The following is an 18,322-nucleotide window of genomic DNA, read 5'->3' on the forward strand; positions in this document are numbered from 1 at the left end:
CGACCGTCGCGAACACGCTAGCAAGAAGCTCCGGTGCCCGCGACGGATCGAGCCCACACGCTCAGCCGAGGATCTCCCTGGCGAGTTCGCGCATCTCGGCCTTGCGGACCTTCCCGGTGACCGTCATCGGGAACTCGTCGACCACGTGCACATAGCGCGGGATCTTGTAGTGGGCGAGGCGGCCGGTGCAGAAGGTACGGACGGCGTCGGCGTCGAGGGGTGTCGCACCCTCGCGCAGGCGAATCCAGACCATGAGTTCCTCACCGTATTTCTCGTCCGGTACCCCGATGACCTGGGCGTCGACGATATCGGGGTGGGTGTAGAGGAATTCCTCGATCTCGCGGGGGTAGATGTTCTCGCCGCCGCGGATGACCATGTCCTTGATCCGGCCGGTGACCGCGAGGTAGCCGTCTGCGTCCATGACGCCGATGTCGCCGGTGTGCATCCAGCGGGCGGCGTCGATCGCCTCGGCGGTCTTGTCGGGTTGTTCCCAGTAGCCGAGCATCACCGAGTAGCCGCGGGTGCACAGTTCGCCCGGTTCGCCGCGCGCCACGGTGCGCCCGGTCTCCGGGTCGACCACCTTCACCTCGAGGTGCGGGCCGACGCGTCCGACGGTCGCGGTGCGGCGGTCGATGCTGTCGTCGCGACGGGTCTGGGTGGACACCGGCGAGGTCTCGGTCATGCCGTAGCAGATGGCGACCTCGCCCATCCCCAGCCGATCGATCACCCGTTTCATCACCTCGACCGGACACGGCGAGCCCGCCATGATGCCGGTGCGCAGGCTCGACAGGTCGTAGTCGGCGCCGGCGTCGAGTTCGGCCAGCATCGCGATGAACATCGTCGGCACGCCGTAGAGCGAGGTGCAGCGTTCCGCGGCGACGGCGGCCAGCGCCGCGGCCGGATCGAACGACGGCGCCGGAATCACCGCTGCCGCACCGTGGGAGGTGACCGCGAGGTTGCCCATCACCATGCCGAAGCAGTGGTAGTACGGAACCGGGATGCAGACCCGGTCGGCCTCGGTGTACCCGCACAGCTCGCCGACGAAGAACCCGTTGTTGAGGATGTTGTGGTGGCTCAGCGTCGCACCCTTCGGGAAACCCGTTGTGCCCGAGGTGTACTGGATGTTGATCGGATCGTCGGCCGACAGCGTCGCGGCGATCGCGCCGAGGCGTTCGTTGTCCGGCACGGCCTCGGCCACCTGCCGCCACTGCGCGGTGCCGAGGATCAGCACCTGTTCCAGGGCGGGACAATTCGGCCGGACCTGCTCGATCATCGCGACGTAGTCCGAGCTCTTGAACTCCGGCGCGGCGATCAGAGTGCGTACCCCGGCCTGCACGAGCACGTATTCGAGTTCGCTGGTGCGGTAGGCGGGGTTGATATTGACCAGGATGGCGCCGATCTTCGCGGTGGCGTACTGCACGAGAAACCATTCCGCGCAGTTGGGCGCCCAGATACCCACCCGGTCACCGGCTTCGATGCCGTGTGCGGCGAGGCCGGTCGCGACGGCGTCGACCGCGGCACCCACCTCGCGGTAGGTCCAGCGCCGGTCCGTCGGGTAGTCGATGAGTGCGTCACGTGCCGGGTAGGCCGCTACGGCGCGGTCCAGGTTCGCGCCGATGGTGTCACCGAGCAACGGGATGTCGGCGGGACCGCAGCTGTAGCTGAGTTCGGACATCACCGGATCTCCTTGCCGCGCAGCAGGAATCGCTGCACCTTGCCGCTCGGCGTCTTGGGCAGGCTGTCCACGAAATGGACCCTTCTCGGATAGGCGTGGGCGGCGAACTTGTCCTTGACCAGCTGCTGCAGTTCGGCCGCCAGCTCGGCGCTGCCCTCGGTGCCGGTCTGTGTCACCACGAAGGCCTCCAGCACCTCGCCGCGCAGGTCGTCGGGCATCCCGACCACGGCGGCCTCGGCGACCTGATCGTGCATGACCAGCACACTCTCGACCTCGAACGGGCCGATCCGGTAGCCCGCCATGATGATCACGTCGTCGTCGCGGGAGCTGAACCGGAAACAGCCGTCGGTGTCGCGGGAACCGACGTCACCGGTCAGATACCAGCGACCGTCGGCGGTGAACCGGGTCGCGGTGCGCTCCGGATCGTCGAGGTAGCCGAGGAACCACAGCAGCGGGCTGTGCTGGGTGTCGATGGCGACCCGGCCGATCTCGCCGGGCGCTGCCTCGCTGTCGGCGTCCTCGGACAGGACCACACAGGACCACCCGGGGAGCTGCCTGCCCATCGAACCGAGTGGGACGGCCACGTCGAGGGCGGGGTGCCACGCGTGGCAGATCACCATGCCGTGCTCGGTCTGGCCGTAGTGATCGCGCACCGGCACCCCCAGCGTCCGCTGCGACCACGCCACCACATCCGGGGTCAACGGCTCGCCCGCCGACGACGCCCGGCGCAGCGTGAATCCCGCCGGGACCGGACCGCTGTCGGCGCGCAACGCCCGGTAGACGGTCGGCGCGGCGGCGAAGTTGGTGACGCCGAAGCGCTGCAACACTTCCCAGGTGAGTGGCGCCGAGAAGCCCGCGTGCAGCAGCAGGCTGCGCACGCCCGTGGCCAGCGGCCCCAGGATCGCGTAGTAGAGGCCGTACGCCCAGCCCGGATCGGCCGCGTTCCAATAGACGTCCTCGGGGCGTACGTCCAGGGCGAACTCCTGGTAGGCGTGGAACGACGCCAGCGCGCGTACCGGGATCGGCACGCCCTTGGGGGTGCCGGTGGTGCCACTGGTGAACAACTGGACCAGCAGACCGTCACCACCGACCACCACCGGCTTCGCGCGTGGATCGTCGGGCCGGTGCCCGTCGAGCAGATCGTCGAAGCGCAGCGCGCCGGGGACCTCAGCGTCGCCGACAACGATCGTTCGGCAGTCGGTCGCCGCGAGTTTCGGCGCCTGGCCGGCATCGACGACGACGACTTTCGTGTGGCTCGCCGTCAGCCGGAACTCGACCGCCGGCGGCGCGAACGCGGTGAACAACGGCACGTGCACCGCGCCGCGGCGCCAGATACCCAGCAGGGCCACCACGAGCTCGACGGACTTCGCCATCAACGTCGCCACCCGGTCGCCCGGTTCGACGCCGAGTTCGGCCAGCGCGGCGGCGAATCGGGCCGAGCGCTCCCGCAACTCACCGTAGGTCAGGTCGTACGCGCGCAGATCGGACTCGATCACCGTGAACGCGATCTGCTCGGCCGGGTGCCGATCGCAGAGCAGATCAGCCGCACAGGCCTCGGGGCGGTCGTAGTGGTCGAGCAGGTCGCGCACCCGCACGTCCAGATCGGTAGTCATCGCAGCTTCTCCTCAACACCCCGGATGTCGGCCACCGGGTGTGTCCTAGAATGTGGCATAGCTCACGTACACCACTACCCCCGAAAAGGGGTGATCCATGACTTCCCTGTTGCGCCCGCGCGACGGTGACGCGCTGCGCGCCGAGATCCGCTGGGTGGCGGGCCGGGCGGGTGTCCCGGTGGTGTTCGGCGGCGCGGTCGACGAGGACACCCTGCTGCTCAGCGAGTTCGCCGGCACCGTCACCACGGGTCTGCGCGGACTGTCGGTGCTGCGCACCTCTGGGCTGGGCGGGCAGGCCATGGAGTACCGCAGGCCCGCGTCGGTGGCCGACTATCGGGGTTCGTCCGCCATCACCCACCACTACGACGCCGCGGTGGTCGGCGAAGGGCTGCGGTCGGTGATGGCCGTGCCGGTCCTGGTCGCCGATCGACCTCGCGCGGTGCTCTATGCGGCCACCCGCGGCACTGGTCCCCTCGGTGACCGCACCGCCGAGGTGATCCTGCAGGCGGGTAGGCGGCTGGCCACCGAGATCGCCGTCCGCGACGAAGTGGACCGCCGAGTCCGGCTGCTCGAGCTCGCGACGCCACCGTCGACGACCGCGCCCGCCGCGACCGAGGAGTTGCGCGAGATCCACGCCGAACTCCGCGCCATCGCGACCGCCACCGGCGATCCCGCACTGCGCGACCGGCTTTCCGGGGTCTGTGAACGACTGACCGGGGTGTTGACCGGCGAGTCGGTTGGCGATGCGCCGCGGCTGTCGCGGCGGGAACTCGACGTGCTCGCTCAGATCGCGCTCGGCTGCACGAATCAGGAAGCGGCGCTGCGACTCTCGCTCGGTGCCGAGACGGTGAAGAGTTATCTGCGGCAGGCGATGAGCAAGCTCGATGCCAGCACTCGGCACGAGGCGGTGGCGCGGGCACGTCGGCACGGCTTGCTGCCCTGAAGTGCCGACGTCCAGGGCTCGCTCAGCTGTGCGTGAATTGTGGGATATATCACTACTATTCGAGTGTCGGTGGTGTCACGGCAACGGTGCAAACGGCCAGTGGGTATCCAAGGCCTGACACCGTGGCACCAGACGCCGACGCCGAAGGTCGCATCACGCGCACTCCGGCAGTACCTAATCACCAAGGGATGCAATGCCTGTACTGGGAACATCGGCACACAGCCCGTTGCGCCCCATCATCTCCGGCACGACCGCACCGACAGGCGCCGGGGCCGAACCCGTTCCGGATGGAATCAGCAACCCTCACTCTGGACGATCGCACAAAGAATGACCTCGATGGATACCCAAATGTCTTTAGCACAAAACAATCTCGGCGCGCATCCGGCCCGGTACCGTCGGTCCGATGACGGAGCCTTTTCAACTGGCCGGCCTCTCACTGGACTGTGACGACCCCGAGTCCCTCGCCCGCTTCTACCTCGGGCTGCTCGGTGGCCGTGTCCTGTGGAACGATGCGCACAGCGTCGGGATCCGTATCCCATCGGGACTGACCGTCGCCGCGCAACGCGTCGAGGATTATTTTCCGCCGCAGTGGCCGGGCACCGCCGCGGTGCATCTCGACCTCGCCGCCGACGCCGACCTGAATCTGTGCGAACAGCACGCACTCGCGATCGGCGCGAAACCCGCACCGGTACAACCGGACCCGCGCTGGCGCGTGTTGCTCGACCCCGCTGGGCATCCGTTCTGTATCACCACCCGCGTGGTATCGGGATAGATCAGGGCAGCAGATCCGGACGGCGTCGCGCCGTCCGGTCCAGCGACTGTTCGTGGCGCCATGCGGCGACTTTGGCGTGATCGCCGGAGAGCAGGATCGGGGGCACGTCGAGGCCACGCCAGGACACCGGCCGGGTGTAGCTGGGGCCTTCCAGAAGTCCGTCGGAGAACGAATCCTCCTGGTGGGACTGCTGATTGCCGAGCACGCCGGGGATCAGCCGTACCACCGCCTCGGTCATCACGAGCACCGCGGCTTCACCGCCGATGAGGACGTAGTCGCCGATACTCACCTCTTCGACCCGGACGCGGCGAGCGGCATCGTCGAACACGCGCTGGTCGATGCCCTCGTAGCGCCCGCAGGCGAAGACGAGGTGTTTCTCGGTGGCCCAGCGCTGCGCGGTGGCCTGGGTGAACGGCACACCCGCCGGGGTGGGGACGACGAGCAGCGCGTCGTCGGGGCACACCTCGTCCAGGGCATCGCCCCAGACGGTGGGCTTCATGACCATGCCGGGACCACCACCGTAGGGCGAGTCGTCGACCGATTTGTGCACGTCGTGCGTCCAGTTGCGCAGGTCGTGCACGCCGATCGAGATCAGGCCCTTGTCGACGGCCTTGCCGAGCAGCGCGGTGCGCAGCGGCTCGAGGTATTCCGGGAAGATCGTGACGACGTCGAGTTGCACGAATTACTCCGGATCGAGCAGGCCCTCGGGCGGTGTGATGACCACCAGTCCATCGGCGAGCGAAACCGTCGGCACGATGGCGGTGACAAAGGGAATGAGAATTTCGCGACCGTCGTCGGCGGCACGCACCGACAGCAGTTCGCCCGCGGCCGAATGCAGCACCTCGGTGACCGTGCCGACGGCGGTGCCGTCGGCGAACTCGACCCGAAGGCCTTCGAGTTCGTGGTCGTAGAAGGCGTCGTCGTCCTCCGACGGCGGCAGCGAATCGCTGTCGACGACGAACAGGGTGCCACGCAGAGCGTCGGCGGCGGTGCGATCGTCGATGCCGTCGACGAATACCAGAAGCCGGCCCGAGTGCTCTCGGGCCGACTTCACGGTGTAGTCACGGGTCGCCGAGGACTTCGGCATCCTGCCGCGCAAGGTGACACCCGGCGCGAACCGGAGGTCCGGCTCGTCGGTGCGCACATCGACGACGAGTTCGCCGCGCACGCCGTGCGACTTGGCGACCCGACCTACGACGAGTTCCATCTAGGCGTCGGTATCGACCACGTCGACCCGGATCCCACGGCCACCGATGCCGGCGACCAGGGTGCGCAGCGCGGTCGCGGTACGACCACCGCGCCCGATCACCTTGCCCAGGTCTTCAGGATGGACGTGTACCTCGACGGTGCGTCCACGACGGCCGGTGAGCAGCTCGACACGGACGTCGTCAGGGTTGGCGACGATGCCGCGAACCAGATGTTCGACGGCATCGGCAACAACAGCAGTCATTACTCGGCAGCCTCGGTGGCGGCTTCCTCAGCGGCAGCCTCGTCCTTCTTGGCGGCCTTCTTCTTCGGGGTGACGGCCTCGGTGGTGGGCGCGTTGTCGGCGGCGGCGAGCGCGGCGTTGAACAGGTCCAGCTTGGAGGTCTTCGGGGCCTTGACCTTCAGGGTGCCCTCGGTGCCCGGCAGGCCCTTGAACTTCTGCCAGTCGCCGGTGATCTCCAGCAGACGCTGCACGGACTCGGTGGGCTGCGCGCCGACGGACAGCCAGTACGCGACGCGCTCGGCGTCGATCTGGATCAGCGAAGGCTCTTCCTTCGGGTGGTACAGGCCGATGGACTCGATGGCCCGGCCGTCGCGACGCGTACGGGCGTCGGCGACGACGACGCGGTACTGCGGGTTGCGGATCTTGCCGAGACGAGTGAGCTTGATCTTGACAGCCATGCTGGTCAGTCTTCTTTCAGTAGTTTGGTCACCACGCGATTCAGCGACCCGCATGGTCTGCGGGTCCGGTTTCGCGCATGTGTGCGTGACCGCCGCGCGGTACGTAACCGGAGACGGGCTGACACTGTCCAGGAAGGACGAGGGTTCATTCTGCCAGACGACCCACTGCCCCCGGAAATCGCCTCCGCCGTTCGCGCGCTATCTCACCGCAACTGAGCGGTGTCCACCACGACCGGCACCGGACCCGGCGCCTTGATCGACTCACCGTCAGTCGCGAACACTTCCTGGCGATAGCCGGACTCACCCAGCGTGTAGGCCCAGAATCGAGCGGGCTTCCCGTCGGGGAGTTCGACGATCCACAGGTACGGCACCCGAGCCGAGGCGTAAGAGGCAATTTTGGTATCGCGTTCCTCACGACTGTTTCCGGGCGACCAGACCTCGGCAGCGAGCAGCACATCCTCGGCGGCGAAGGTGGTGTGCTCAGCAGAGGCGTGCACCACGACAACATCCGGGATGATGCTGGTCCGGAACGGGGTACTGATCCGCACCCCAACGGCAGGCAGTGCCGTCAGATCCGGACGATCCGCGGCTCGAACGGCGGCGCGCAGAGCGACGAACAGCTCACCGGCGGCGTACTGATGCGGACCACCGGGCGGCGGCGTCATGTGCAGGTACCCCCAGATGAGTTCGAGTCGCGATCCATCGACCGGCTGCTCTTCGGCGAGCCAGTCCTCCACAGTCTTCGGGCCCAACGGGTGGATCATCGAAACCTCGGCGCTCATGGTCATCTCCGCCGATCTCCCCTGGTCGTACCGACAAACTGACAACTCGGACCGGACTAGTTACTGGGGCCGCGCGACGATCGATTCAACCTCGATCACATGTTTGCACAAGTTTGCAGCCTGTAGATAACACTACAGAGTCATGACCATTGGCCAGGGGGAATGTTGTGCCACAGGCAGCGACATCGCGAACCGCGGCCTCAGCGGTGGCCGGTGACAGGATCAGGGGTTTTCACCACCAGGCCGCGCAGGACGACCCATTGCGGGTCTGTGAGTGATCGGGGGTTTACCCGAGGATCGTCGGCGTAGACGACGAAGTCGGCCGGGGCGCCGTCTTCGATGCTGGGGCGGCCGAGCCAGGTGCGGGCGTTCCACGAGGCAGCGCCGAGGGCCTCGTGCGGGGACAGGCCCGCGCCGGACAACGCGGTGATCTCGTCGGCGATGCGGCCGTGGCGGATGGAGCCGCCCGCGTCGGTGCCCGCGTAGATCGGCACCCCCGCCTCGTGGGCCTTGCCGACGGTGTCGCGGACGCGGCGGTGCAGGTCGCGCATGTGGGCGGCGTAGACCGGGAACTTCGTGGCGCTGTCGGCGATGCCGGGGAAGGTATCGATGTTGATCAGGGTGGGGACAAGGGCGGTGCCGTTGGCGACCATCAGCTCGATGGTGTCGTCGGTGATGCCGGTGCCGTGTTCGAGGCAGTCGATGCCCGCGTTGATCAGACCGGGCAGCGCGTCCTCCCCGAACACGTGCGCGGTGACCCGAGCGCCGTTCGCGTGGGCCGCGTCGATGGCCTGCTTCAGGATGTCGTCACTCCACAGCGGCCGCAGGTCACCCACGGAACGGTCGATCCAGTCCCCCACGATCTTCACCCAGCCGTCGCCGAAGCGGGCCTGCTCGGCGACGATCTCGGGCAGGTCGCGTTCGTCGTCGAGTTCGATGCCGAGTTCGCGGATGTAGCGCTTGGGGCGGGCGATGTGGCGGCCCGCGCGGATGATCCGCGGCAGCTCGGCGTGCTCGTCGATGAAGTGGGTGTCGATCGGCGAGCCCGCGTCACGCAGCAGCAGCGCGCCCACGTCGCGTTCGGTCTCAGCTTGCTCGATCGCGCCCTCGTGGGTCTCGTCACCGCCGCCGTAGCGGATGCCGACATGGCAGTGCGCATCGACGAGGCCGGGCACGATCCAGCCGGTCCGGCACAGCGTGTCGGCGCCGGCGACCGGTTCGAAGGTCACCATGCCGTCGACCACCCACAGGTCGCGTTCCTCGTCACCGGGCAGCACCACCCCGCGCACGTGCATGAAGAGCCTCCTCGATGTCGACGCTGCCTGCCAACCTACCGCCGACGGCACCGCGCCGCAGACGGCGACGCCCTCATCGACGCGGCCAAAGCCGCTGCCGCCCTAGACGATCAGCTCCCCTGCATCTTTCGAGGTCGCGGCGCGAACACGCGGAGCTGGGGGCTCGAGGCATCGGGAGCCCGGCCGCAGTGCCCACGAGACCAGCACGCAGACCGCGAAGAGTCCGGTCCACAGCAGGTGTTCGACGCCGGAATCGGACGCGAGGTGGGACGCGAACGCTCCGGTGAAGTTGTAGAAGGCTCCGGCATAGGCCCATTCCTTCACGCGGCGCAGACCCGGCGCCACGATCACCACCGTTCCCAGGATCTTCCAGACGCCCAGCATGGTGACGAAATAGGTGGGGTATCCCAGATCGACCATGCCCGCGACCGTCGAATCCCGGCCAAGCAGATCGGCGATGCCCCCGCTCCCGAGGACCGTCACGACGATGCCGGTCGATACCCAGAACGCAACAGCCACCGCGCGCCCCGTACCGATCCGCGCGCGCAACCGCCCGGGTGTCCACGCACCGACGGCAATGGATCTGCGCTGCTCAGGACGGGTCGCCCAGGACAGGCACGTCATCGTCGCGAAACCGAGCGGGCCGACCGCGGCGGGGTCACCGTCGACGGCCAGCGAGACCACCGCACCGAGATAGACGAACAGCACCCCGGCGTACACCCACTCCTTGCACCGAGGCAGGCCGGGCGCCAGCAGCACGAGCGCCCCCGGAATCTTGGCGATGCCGAGGATGACCAGCACGTAGGCGGGGTAGCCGAGCTGGTCGACGGCCACGTCGCGCACGATGTCGATGCGCAGGATGTCCCAGACGCCGCCCATCGCCGATTCGAAGGCGATGATGGCGGTGGTTATCCAATAGACGATGCTCCGGCTGTTGTTCGCGATGCGCGACAATACGGTCATGGCTGATCCTCAGGTCGGTGGCCGCCGAGCACGGCGAATTCGGGTTGACACCGATCTGACCGAGCAGCGGATCCCGATGTGACAGCGTGCGGAATCAGTGCTCGTCGAGGACCATCGTCGCGAGCCGACCGGGGTCGCCGATCATCTCGATACCCACGATCCTGTCGCCAAGGATCGTGAACGCGAACACGATCCTGGCGCGACCACCGACCGACCAGACCGCACCGGGTTCGCGGTCGATCGTGGCGAGCCTGGCCCCCTTGGCACGACCCGAGAACGTCCGGGCGACGGCGTCCGCCCCCAGGACCTCCCCGCCGGCGCCTGCCGCGACGACGGTCTCGTCTGCGCGCAGCACCACGTCGGGGTCGAGCAGTTCGAGCAGTGCCTCGAAGCGTCCAGTGCGCGCCGCCCGCAAGAAGGCGTCGACGATCTCGCGCCGTCGGCCCACATCGACGGTGGCGGGCTCGTCGATGCCATGGACGCGGCGTCGCGCGCGGCTGGCGAGCTGCCTGGTCGCCACACTGGAACGGCCGAGGATGGCGGCGATCTCGTCGAAGGGGACAGCGAACAGATCGTGCAATACGAAGGCGAGCCGTTCGGCCGGGCCGAGCGTGTCGAGGACGACCATCAGGGCCGAGCCGACCGAGTCGGCCATCAGCAATTCTTGTTCGGGCGCCATCGCGCCCGCGCGTTCTGCCCCGTCGTCGACGAGTTCGGTGCCGTAGAGATGTTCGCGCAGGCTCTTGCGACGTTGCAGGACATTGAGCGCGACGCGCGACACGACCGTGGTCAGCCAGCCCGCCAGGTTGTCGACCTCGGAGACGTCGGTTCGGTTCAACCGGATCCAGGCCTCCTGCACCGCGTCCTCGGCGTCGGTGGTCGAGCCGAGCATCCGGTACGCCACCGCCCGCAGGTGCGCCCTGTTGTCCTCGAATTCGCGGGTCAGCCAATCGGTGTGGTCCATGTGTCACATACCTCCTCGGGGATCGGTCAGTAGTGATGACCGGCCGACCCGCGCCGGTGTGACAACGCCCCACCGAGGAGACCCGACCATGACCGCACCAGCGAAGACCCTGATCTACCCGGTCACGAACCTGGGGCAGGCAAAAGCGCTCTACCGCAGGCTACTTGGCATCGAGCCCGTGATGGACGAGCCCTATTACGTCCAGTTCGATCTCGACGGGCACCTCGTCGGGCTCGACCCCAACGGCCACGCCAAAGGCCTGACCGGACCTGCCCCGTTCTGGCTCGTCGCCGATATCCACCAGCATCTGGCCGAGCTGATCGCCGCGGGCGCCGTCGAAGTACAGGCGGTGACCGACGTCGGCGGCGGAAAACTCATCGCGTCGGTCACGGACGCCGACGGCAACATCATCGGTCTGATGGAGCGGTGACGATGGTTGCTCACCGTGTACCCGCCTGGTTGCGTACCGGCTTCTACTGGTTTTTGGCCTTCGAGTTCTTCGTCGGGTTCGTCACTAAGTTCTGGCCGGGCGAGACCTTTTTCGGACCGGCCTATGCCGAGAAATTCGCCGACTGGGGTTTCGACCCGAACATGCGTTATGTGGTCGGCGCGATCGAACTGGTCTGTGCGATCCTGCTGGTCGTTCCCCGCAGACAGACACGATTTCTCGGCGCCGCCACGCTGGTGCTGCTGCTGACCGGGGCGGTGACCACGCATGTCATCGATGACGCGCCGGTCTACGAGGAGGTCTCGGCGCCGCTGCACCTGGTGATCATGCTGTGCGTCGCTGTCGCGAACTGGCCCACCGATGTACGGCAACTGCTGTGGTGGCGCCCGGCGAGCGGCGGACCGCCCGCGCGGATATCGACGCGCGACGCGGCGTTCCTGGAATGAGGTGATAGCCGGGGGTGTCGCCCAGCCCGGCTACACCCCCGCTGCCACTAGCTCCCCGACGGATCCCCGTCGAGGAAGACTGTCACCCTGGCGATACGCGCTGAGTCGGGCGCGAAATCGACGAACGCCACACCCGGCGCCGCGCCGACCCACACGCTCACGCTGACCGTGTGTCCGGCAGCGATCATCTTGTCCCACCGCATGTTCCGCGCGCTGTCGACGAAATCTGCCACCGAGATCGGGCGCCCGGCGGGTAGCTCCACCACCGTGCGATCGTCGAGGAGTGCCCGCACCCCACCCGAGTCACCGGATGCGGCCGCGGTGAAAAGCCGCCGGACGACGCGCTTGCCCGACCCACCCACACCGCGCAGCGCTCGCATCATCCCCATCGCCCCGCCGACACCGAGCTCGGCGACGAGTTGCGGCCCGAGCTTGGCCCCCGCGAGCAGTCCGGACGGCCCCGTGCGCAGCAGTCGCGCGATCATCACCCCCAGCTCCCAGTGCGCGGCGAGCCGGGCGATCCGCCAGCCGCCGTCGGTGGCGACCAGGTCGTAGCGCAGATGCATCGGCACGGTGACGGTGGCGCCGGTCGACATCGTGGTCTCGATGTGCAGGTCACGGACCACCGTGTATCCGGCGACGATGTCGCGGTCGACGCGGAAGGCGATGGAGTTCGGCGCGATGAAGACGTTGTAGAAACGCGAGATCGCGGCCGGACCGATGTGCTCGCGCGAGCCGTACGGGTCGTGCACCGCGGCCTGCTCGGCGAACAGCCCGACCCAGGCGGCCTTGTCGTGCGCGGCCACGGCACGCGGCGATGCCTGCACCGCCGCCAGCAGATCCTGGGCGGTCCGATCCAACGGCATGTAGGTCCTCCATAGTCACGCTTCCCCTGTGCGATCCATGATAGAACGTGTTCTAGTTTTGCGTCGGCGATCGTGTGCGGCGCCTGTTGGACAAGAGGATCTCGATGGACTGGTACACCGGGAACACCACCTACGACACGGTGCTGGCCATCGCCTTCGCCTTCGCCGCGTTCGTGATCGTCGGCGGATTGTTCGCGCAGAGCCCCTACGGCCGCTTCGCGTCGAACAAGGTCGGCTTCAATCTCAACCCCAAGCTGGGCTGGTGGCTGATGGAGCTGCCCGCGACCGTCGTGTTCGCGGTGTTCTATCTCAGCGGCCCCGATCGCTTCGAGCCGGTGCCGCTGGTACTGGCCGCCATCTGGCTACTGCACTACGGCAACCGCGGCTGGTTCTTCCCGCTCTCCATCCGGCAGGTGCCGGGCAAGAAAAGCAGCTTCAACGTGTCGGTGGTCGCGGCGGGCGTGTTCGTGACGGCCCTGCACGGCTACCTCAACGGCGCGTTCTTCAGCAACGACTACAACAACCAGTACGGCACCGCATGGCTCACCGATCCGCGCTTCCTGATCGGCGTGGTCGTCTACCTGTGCGGGTTCGGACTGCTGGTGCGGTCCGAGGCGATCGTGCGCAATCTGCGCGACAAGAACGACCCCGGCGCCGCCGAGTACCGGATCCCGCACGGCGCGGGCTTCCGCTTCGTCAGCAGCCCGGCCTACCTGGGCGAGCTGATCGCCTGGGCCGGATTCGCCCTGCTCACCTGGTCGCTGGCCGGTGTCGTGATCTTCCTGATCACCGCGGGGAACCTGGTGCCACGCGCCTTCGCGACCCACCGCTGGTACCGGGAGAAGTTCGCCGACTACCCGGCGAACCGGAAAGCGCTGATCCCGGGCGTGATCTAACACCCGGCCAGCATCCGCGACCCTTGGGGAGCGGCGGCCACGAAGTGGCCGGTCCGCGGCCGGGTCGCCGGTTAGATGCCGTTGCGTAGGCGACGAAGGAGCAAGCAACGGCATCTAACCGGCGGCCCCTTGGGGCCGCGGACACGCGCGCGCCAGCGCGCCAAAAGTTCAGTTTTTGGGGAACTTCAGCTGGGAGAGGTCGATCCCGTCCAGGCCGGGCGGCAGCTGATCGAGACCGGGCGGCATGTTCGACAGATCCATGCCCGGCGGCAGGCCCGGCATTCCGGCGGGCATCCCGGGGAACCCGCCGCGCACCTTCGGCGGTGTGGGCCCACGCCCGCCCTTCTTGCCCTTCTTGCCACCCTTTTTGTTGTTGCCGCGACGCGCGCCCGGCATCCCCATCTGCCTGCCCATCGCGGCCATCATCTTCTTGGCTTCGAAGAACCGGTCGACGAGCTGGTTGACCTCGGACACCTGCACGCCGGAACCGTTGGCGATGCGCAGGCGGCGCGAGGCGTTGATGATCTTCGGGTTGTCCCGCTCGGCGCGCGTCATGCCGCGGATGATCGCCTGCACCCGGTCCAGCTGCTTGTCGTCGACCGCGGCCAGCGCGTCCTTCATCTGGCCCGCGCCGGGCAGCATCCCGAGCAGGTTGCCGATCGGGCCCATCTTGCGGATGGCCAGCATCTGGTCGAGGAAGTCCTCGAGGGTGAGCTCGCCGCTGCCGATCTTGCGCGCGGTCTCCTCGGCCTGCTCGGCGTCGTAGACCTGTTCGGCCTGCTCGATGAGGGTGAGCACATCGCCCATGCCGAGGATGCGCGAAGCCATCCGGTCGGGATGGAAGACATCGAAGTCCTCGAGCTTCTCACCGGTGGAGGCGAACATGATCGGCGCACCGGTGACATTGCGCACCGACAGCGCCGCACCACCGCGGGCGTCACCGTCGAGCTTGGTGAGCACGACACCGGTGAACCCGACACCGTCGCGGAAGGCTTCGGCGGTGCTGACCGCGTCCTGACCGATCATCGCGTCGAGCACGAACAGCGTCTCGTCCGGCTGCACGGCATCGCGGATGCCCGCGGCCTGGCGCATCAGCTCGGCATCGATACCGAGGCGACCGGCGGTATCGACGATGACCACGTCGTACTGCTTGGCCTTGGCTTCTTCGATACCGGCCGCGGCGACGGCGACCGGGTCGGCCGCGGTGATCCCGAGCGGGTTCTCGCCGCCACCGATGGAGGTGCCGCCATGCGGGGCGAACACGGGCACACCCGCGCGCTCACCGACGACCTGCAGCTGGGTGACCGCGCCGGGACGCTGGAGGTCACAGGCCACCAGCAACGGCTGGTGCCCCTGACCCTTGAGCCATTTGGCCAGCTTGCCCGCGAGGGTGGTCTTACCCGCACCCTGCAGACCGGCCAGCATGATGACGGTCGGCGGGTTCTTGGCGAGGTTGAGGCGACGGGTCTCGCCACCGAGGATCGCGACGAGTTCCTCGTTGACGATCTTGACGACCTGCTGCGCGGGATTGAGCGCGCCGGAGACCTCCGCGCCCTTGGCGCGCTCTTTGACGTTGGCGATGAAACCGCGCACCACGGGCAGCGCGACGTCGGCCTCGAGAAGTGCGAGGCGGATCTCACGCGCGGTGGCGTCGATGTCGGCCGGTGACAGACGCCCCTTACCGCGCAGATCCTGCAGTGCACCGGTAAGCCGGTCGGACAGGGATTCGAACACCGATCGCGCTCCTGATCTGAAAGGGTCTCAGGTCGTCAGACCGAAGTCGGACGTCTATTGCCCTCCCAGGGTAATGGAGGTTATTCGGTATGTTGCACGTGCGGTGGCGCCGTGCGGCGCAACTCGTGCGATTCGATGTTCACCAGGTACACCGCTTCTCTGCCGGTGAGACCGAGTTCCCGGGAGAGCGCCTCGATCCGGAGCCATTCGGAATCGGCGCTGTCGGCGTGACGGGCGGCGGTCGAGGCGATGGTCATCGCGGCCAGCGCCTGCGCACCACTGAGGGTGCGACCCGGCAACCACGAAACCACCCACAGGTCACCACCGACGCAGCGCGCGATGTGCGCGGTCGCGTCGCTGGTCATCATTGACGCGGAAACGACTTCGATAGCCACGGATCAGCTCCCCTCGTACGAGTGACAGCCGGACCAGAGAAATGCTATAGGTCACATCTCGACTTATCAGGCCGCGAGATCGCTGTGTAGCAACCTGATAGCAATCAGTGAGTAAACCGTGTCCTTACGATGTCAAGCGGTGCCGTCGGTTTCGGTGGGCGGCGGTGCGGGAGCAGGCCGCGGAATCACGTCGAGGACGGCCTTCTCGATGCGATCGCGCACAGCCGGACTGTCGGTGTCGCCCAGATCGAGGCAGAAGGCGTCGACCACGGCCGAGCCCATCGTGACCACCTTCGCCCACCGGACATTGGCGCCCGTCGCGGCGAAGGCGCCGGCCAGCCTGCTCAGCAAACCGATGCGATCGTCGGCACGGAGCTCGAGAATCACCTGGCCGGATGTGCTGGTAGGTGACCAGATGAGTCGAGGCTGAGCGCGCGCGTACCGACCGGGCCCGGTTCCGGCCGCTTCGGCTTCGCGTTTGGCCAGCACAGCGGGCAGGTCGAGCGCGCCGGACGTTGCCCGGATGAGTTCCTGCCGCAACAGGCCAGCGTCCGGCGGATCGCCGAATTTCGGCATCACCACGAAAGTGTTGATCGCCGAGTCACCCGCGCCGCCCAGCGAGGCCGACAGCACCCGCAGCGAGTGCAGCGCGAGCACGCCTGCCGCGTCGGAGAGCAGGCCGGGCTCGTCGGGAGCGATCACCGTCACCACGAACGTGTGTTTGCCGTCGCCGGGCGCGAGCGTGACGTGTACGCCGCCCGCCGTGGCCTTGTCCACGAGTTCCGGGTCGATCGGTTCCGGTTGCGGCAGCGGCTCGCCCGCCATGACGAGGCGGCAGCGGCGCACCAGTTCACCGATCAGCGAGGCCTTCCAGTCGCCCCACACACCGGGGCCGGTGGCCATCGAATCAGCCTCGGCCAGCGCGTGCAGCAGTTCGAGCAGGCCGACGTCACCGCCGAGCGCGTCGGCGACCCGCTGCACCGTCGCCGGGTCGTCGAGGTCACGCCGGGTCGCGGTGTCGGGCAGCAGCAGGTGGTGGCGCACGATCGCGCTGAGGGTGCGCACGTCCGAGGGCCACAGGCCGAGCCTGCGGCCGATGTGGGTGGCCAGTTCGGCGCCCACGATGCTGTGGTCACCGATTCGGCCCTTGCCGATGTCGTGCAGCAGCGCGCCGAGCGCGAGCAGATCGGGTCGGGCGACCCTGGTGCTCAGGCCGCTGGCGTAGGCGACGGTCTCCATCAGATGGCGATCGACGGTCCAGGTGTGCAGCGCGTCGCGCGGCGGCAGGTCGCGGACCGCGCCCCATTCAGGAAAGAGCCTGCCCCACAAGCCCGTTCGATCGAGTGCCTCGACCGCGTCGATACTGCCGCGGCCCGCGCCGAGCAGCACGAGCAGATCGTTGAGCGCGTCCTTGGGCCACGGTTCGCGCAACTCGGGCGCGTCCTCGGACAGCCGGTTGAGCGTGGTCGCCGACATCGGCAGACCGGTCTGGGCCGATGCCGCGGCCACCCGCAAGATCAGCCCCGGATCGCGTTGCGGGCGCGCGTCTCTGGCCAGCACGACTTCGCCGGAGTGCTCGACCACCCCCTCATCGAGTGGTCGGCGCACCGGCATGCGGCGCAGTCTCGCCAGACCGCGTCGCGGGAGCGCGTTGGCGGCCGTGCGCAGACCGACGTCGCACGAATAGCTCACCGTACGCGCCGAATCGGTCAGTGTCCGGGCGAGATCGAAGCGATCGCCGATGCGCAGGGCGGCGCCGATCTCGTCGGCGTCCTGGGCGCGCAGTTGATCGCGGGCGCGACCGGCGACGCGATGCAATTCGGTGCGTACGTCGAGGAGCCTGCGGTGTGCCTGTTCGAGTCCGCCACCGGGGACCTCGGGGCCCAAACCCGGCATGGCATCGGTCAATTGGGCGATCGAGAGCGCGTCGAGCAGCTGGATGTCGCGCAGGCCCCCGCGACCGTTCTTGAGGTCGGGTTCGGCGCGGTGGGCGATCTCGCCGCTGCGCTGCCAGCGGGCGGTGGTCTGGGCGATGAGGTCGTCGAAGCGGCCCCGGATTCCGGTGCGCCATTCGCGGCGCACGCCGCCGATGAGCAGATTGCTGAGGTCTTGGTCGCCGACGATGTGGCGGGCTTCGAGCAGACCGAGCGCCGCGATCATGTCGCTGGAGGCCACGCGCAACGCTTGCGGCACGGTGCGCACGCTGTGGTCGAGCTTGATGTGGGCGTCCCAGAGGGGATACCAGAGCTGGTCGGCGATCTCCGAGACCACCTTGGGGTCGACGTCGTCGTGCAGCAGCACGAGGTCGAGATCGGAGTAGGGCAGCATCTCGCGGCGTCCGAGTCCGCCGACCGCGACGACCGAGAGGCCGCTGTCGGCGGTGATGCCGAGTTCGTTGCCCTTGCTGGTGAGCCACAGTTCGAACAGATCGACCAGGGCCCCGCGCAGCGATTCCGGATCGAGTCGCGGGTTTCGGGTGCCCGCACCGTCGAGCAGTTGCGCCCTGGCCTTGACCAGATCCGCCGCTCCGTTGTTCTGAATACCGCCGTTCCGCTGTGCCACAGCCCACACCACCCATTCATGCGGGCGGCCCCGCCCCGACCGGATTCTCACCGGTGGGAGCGGGGCCGCCACTCGATAGTT

General features: G+C 67.9%; 19 protein-coding genes. 5 read left to right on the forward strand and 14 right to left on the reverse strand.

Going from position 1 to position 18,322, the window contains the following annotated elements:
- Positions 1-61 precede the first annotated feature (61 nt).
- Together ACWZHB_RS19625 and ACWZHB_RS19630 are read right to left on the reverse strand one after the other, a co-directional pair.
- Positions 62-1,675: an AMP-binding protein gene (locus ACWZHB_RS19625; protein WP_427903317.1), complete on the reverse strand. Its 1,614-nt coding sequence runs from the start codon at positions 1,673-1,675 to the stop codon at positions 62-64.
- Entirely contained in the window at positions 1,675-3,288 is a 1,614-nt protein-coding gene (locus ACWZHB_RS19630) for an AMP-binding protein (RefSeq protein WP_427903318.1), read from the reverse strand. The genes ACWZHB_RS19625 and ACWZHB_RS19630 overlap by 1 nt, the downstream gene beginning before the upstream one ends.
- Before the next feature lie 97 nt (positions 3,289-3,385).
- Between ACWZHB_RS19630 and ACWZHB_RS19635 the strand changes: the two genes are divergently transcribed.
- Both ACWZHB_RS19635 and ACWZHB_RS19640 read left to right on the forward strand, forming a co-directional pair.
- Entirely contained in the window at positions 3,386-4,231 is an 846-nt protein-coding gene (locus ACWZHB_RS19635) for a helix-turn-helix transcriptional regulator (RefSeq protein ID WP_427903319.1), read from the forward strand.
- A 403-nt stretch (positions 4,232-4,634) separates the two neighbouring features.
- A complete protein-coding gene (locus ACWZHB_RS19640) occupies positions 4,635-5,003 on the forward strand; it encodes a VOC family protein (protein WP_427903320.1) in 369 nt (122 codons plus the stop codon).
- Between the two features lies 1 nt (position 5,004).
- Here ACWZHB_RS19640 and trmD read toward each other — a convergent pair whose 3' ends face one another.
- From trmD to ACWZHB_RS19680, 8 genes are all read right to left on the reverse strand, one after another.
- Positions 5,005-5,682, reverse strand: a complete 678-nt coding sequence (gene trmD / locus ACWZHB_RS19645) for a tRNA (guanosine(37)-N1)-methyltransferase TrmD (protein ID WP_427903321.1) — start codon at positions 5,680-5,682, stop codon at positions 5,005-5,007.
- A 3-nt stretch (positions 5,683-5,685) separates the two neighbouring features.
- Complete coding sequence (rimM, locus tag ACWZHB_RS19650; RefSeq protein WP_427903322.1) at positions 5,686-6,210, reverse strand: ribosome maturation factor RimM; 525 nt, start codon at positions 6,208-6,210, stop codon at positions 5,686-5,688.
- Positions 6,211-6,453 carry an RNA-binding protein gene (locus tag ACWZHB_RS19655; protein WP_056811833.1) on the reverse strand — a complete coding sequence of 81 codons (243 nt, stop codon included), beginning with the start codon at positions 6,451-6,453 and terminating at the stop codon, positions 6,211-6,213.
- A complete protein-coding gene (gene rpsP, locus ACWZHB_RS19660) occupies positions 6,453-6,890 on the reverse strand; it encodes a 30S ribosomal protein S16 (protein WP_427903323.1) in 438 nt (145 codons plus the stop codon). Before rpsP ends, ACWZHB_RS19655 begins: the two co-directional genes overlap by 1 nt.
- Positions 6,891-7,093: 203 nt before the next feature.
- The gene (locus ACWZHB_RS19665) at positions 7,094-7,672 is read right to left on the reverse strand and encodes a Uma2 family endonuclease (RefSeq protein ID WP_427903324.1); all 579 of its coding nucleotides are present in this window, start codon (positions 7,670-7,672) and stop codon (positions 7,094-7,096) included.
- Positions 7,673-7,872: 200 nt separating this feature from the next.
- A complete protein-coding gene (locus ACWZHB_RS19670) occupies positions 7,873-8,967 on the reverse strand; it encodes an amidohydrolase family protein (protein WP_427903325.1) in 1,095 nt (364 codons plus the stop codon).
- A 102-nt stretch (positions 8,968-9,069) separates the two neighbouring features.
- Positions 9,070-9,930, reverse strand: a complete 861-nt coding sequence (locus ACWZHB_RS19675) for a DoxX family protein (RefSeq protein WP_427903326.1) — start codon at positions 9,928-9,930, stop codon at positions 9,070-9,072.
- A 94-nt stretch (positions 9,931-10,024) separates the two neighbouring features.
- Positions 10,025-10,894, reverse strand: coding sequence for a sigma-70 family RNA polymerase sigma factor (locus tag ACWZHB_RS19680; RefSeq protein ID WP_427903327.1), 870 nt, complete (start codon positions 10,892-10,894; stop codon positions 10,025-10,027).
- A gap of 88 nt (positions 10,895-10,982) precedes the next feature.
- On the opposite strand from ACWZHB_RS19680, the gene ACWZHB_RS19685 reads away from it, so the two are divergent.
- Complete coding sequence (locus ACWZHB_RS19685) at positions 10,983-11,324, forward strand: VOC family protein (protein WP_427903328.1); 342 nt, start codon at positions 10,983-10,985, stop codon at positions 11,322-11,324.
- A gap of 2 nt (positions 11,325-11,326) precedes the next feature.
- Complete coding sequence (locus tag ACWZHB_RS19690) at positions 11,327-11,788, forward strand: DoxX family protein (RefSeq protein ID WP_427903329.1); 462 nt, start codon at positions 11,327-11,329, stop codon at positions 11,786-11,788.
- A gap of 47 nt (positions 11,789-11,835) precedes the next feature.
- Here ACWZHB_RS19690 and ACWZHB_RS19695 read toward each other — a convergent pair whose 3' ends face one another.
- Entirely contained in the window at positions 11,836-12,654 is an 819-nt protein-coding gene (locus ACWZHB_RS19695) for a nuclear transport factor 2 family protein (protein WP_427903330.1), read from the reverse strand.
- Between the two features lie 104 nt (positions 12,655-12,758).
- Here ACWZHB_RS19695 and ACWZHB_RS19700 point away from each other — a divergent pair, with 104 nt between their 5' ends.
- On the forward strand, positions 12,759-13,550 hold the full coding sequence (locus ACWZHB_RS19700) for a phosphatidylethanolamine N-methyltransferase family domain-containing protein (protein WP_427903331.1): 792 nt from the start codon (positions 12,759-12,761) through the stop codon (positions 13,548-13,550).
- 168 nt (positions 13,551-13,718) lie between these two features.
- Here the strand turns inward: ACWZHB_RS19700 and ffh are convergent, their stop codons facing one another.
- The 3 genes from ffh to ACWZHB_RS19715 all read right to left on the reverse strand — a co-directional run bounded on the left by ffh (position 13,719) and on the right by ACWZHB_RS19715 (position 18,250).
- Positions 13,719-15,284: a signal recognition particle protein gene (gene ffh / locus ACWZHB_RS19705; protein ID WP_427903332.1), complete on the reverse strand. Its 1,566-nt coding sequence runs from the start codon at positions 15,282-15,284 to the stop codon at positions 13,719-13,721.
- Between the two features lie 80 nt (positions 15,285-15,364).
- Positions 15,365-15,679: a hypothetical protein gene (locus tag ACWZHB_RS19710; protein WP_378912418.1), complete on the reverse strand. Its 315-nt coding sequence runs from the start codon at positions 15,677-15,679 to the stop codon at positions 15,365-15,367.
- A gap of 132 nt (positions 15,680-15,811) precedes the next feature.
- The gene (locus ACWZHB_RS19715; RefSeq protein WP_427909229.1) at positions 15,812-18,250 is read right to left on the reverse strand and encodes a [protein-PII] uridylyltransferase; all 2,439 of its coding nucleotides are present in this window, start codon (positions 18,248-18,250) and stop codon (positions 15,812-15,814) included.
- Positions 18,251-18,322 lie beyond the last annotated feature (72 nt).

It is taken from the genome of Nocardia sp. FBN12, from assembly GCF_054031145.1.

Bases quoted from the DNA above. Each gene is read 5' to 3' on its own strand.
- ACWZHB_RS19625 (WP_427903317.1), bottom strand. From the start codon at position 1,675: ATGTCCGAACTCAGCTACAGCTGCGGTCCCGCCGACATCCCGTTGCTC.
- ACWZHB_RS19630 (WP_427903318.1), bottom strand. From the start codon at position 3,288: ATGACTACCGATCTGGACGTGCGGGTGCGCGACCTGCTCGACCACTAC.
- ACWZHB_RS19635 (WP_427903319.1), top strand. From the start codon at position 3,386: ATGACTTCCCTGTTGCGCCCGCGCGACGGTGACGCGCTGCGCGCCGAG.
- ACWZHB_RS19640 (WP_427903320.1), top strand. From the start codon at position 4,635: ATGACGGAGCCTTTTCAACTGGCCGGCCTCTCACTGGACTGTGACGAC.
- rimM (WP_427903322.1), bottom strand. From the start codon at position 6,210: ATGGAACTCGTCGTAGGTCGGGTCGCCAAGTCGCACGGCGTGCGCGGC.
- ACWZHB_RS19655 (WP_056811833.1), bottom strand. From the start codon at position 6,453: ATGACTGCTGTTGTTGCCGATGCCGTCGAACATCTGGTTCGCGGCATC.
- rpsP (WP_427903323.1), bottom strand. From the start codon at position 6,890: ATGGCTGTCAAGATCAAGCTCACTCGTCTCGGCAAGATCCGCAACCCG.
- ACWZHB_RS19665 (WP_427903324.1), bottom strand. From the start codon at position 7,672: ATGAGCGCCGAGGTTTCGATGATCCACCCGTTGGGCCCGAAGACTGTG.
- ACWZHB_RS19670 (WP_427903325.1), bottom strand. From the start codon at position 8,967: ATGCACGTGCGCGGGGTGGTGCTGCCCGGTGACGAGGAACGCGACCTG.
- ACWZHB_RS19675 (WP_427903326.1), bottom strand. From the start codon at position 9,930: ATGACCGTATTGTCGCGCATCGCGAACAACAGCCGGAGCATCGTCTAT.
- ACWZHB_RS19680 (WP_427903327.1), bottom strand. From the start codon at position 10,894: ATGGACCACACCGATTGGCTGACCCGCGAATTCGAGGACAACAGGGCG.
- ACWZHB_RS19685 (WP_427903328.1), top strand. From the start codon at position 10,983: ATGACCGCACCAGCGAAGACCCTGATCTACCCGGTCACGAACCTGGGG.
- ACWZHB_RS19690 (WP_427903329.1), top strand. From the start codon at position 11,327: ATGGTTGCTCACCGTGTACCCGCCTGGTTGCGTACCGGCTTCTACTGG.
- ACWZHB_RS19695 (WP_427903330.1), bottom strand. From the start codon at position 12,654: ATGCCGTTGGATCGGACCGCCCAGGATCTGCTGGCGGCGGTGCAGGCA.
- ACWZHB_RS19700 (WP_427903331.1), top strand. From the start codon at position 12,759: ATGGACTGGTACACCGGGAACACCACCTACGACACGGTGCTGGCCATC.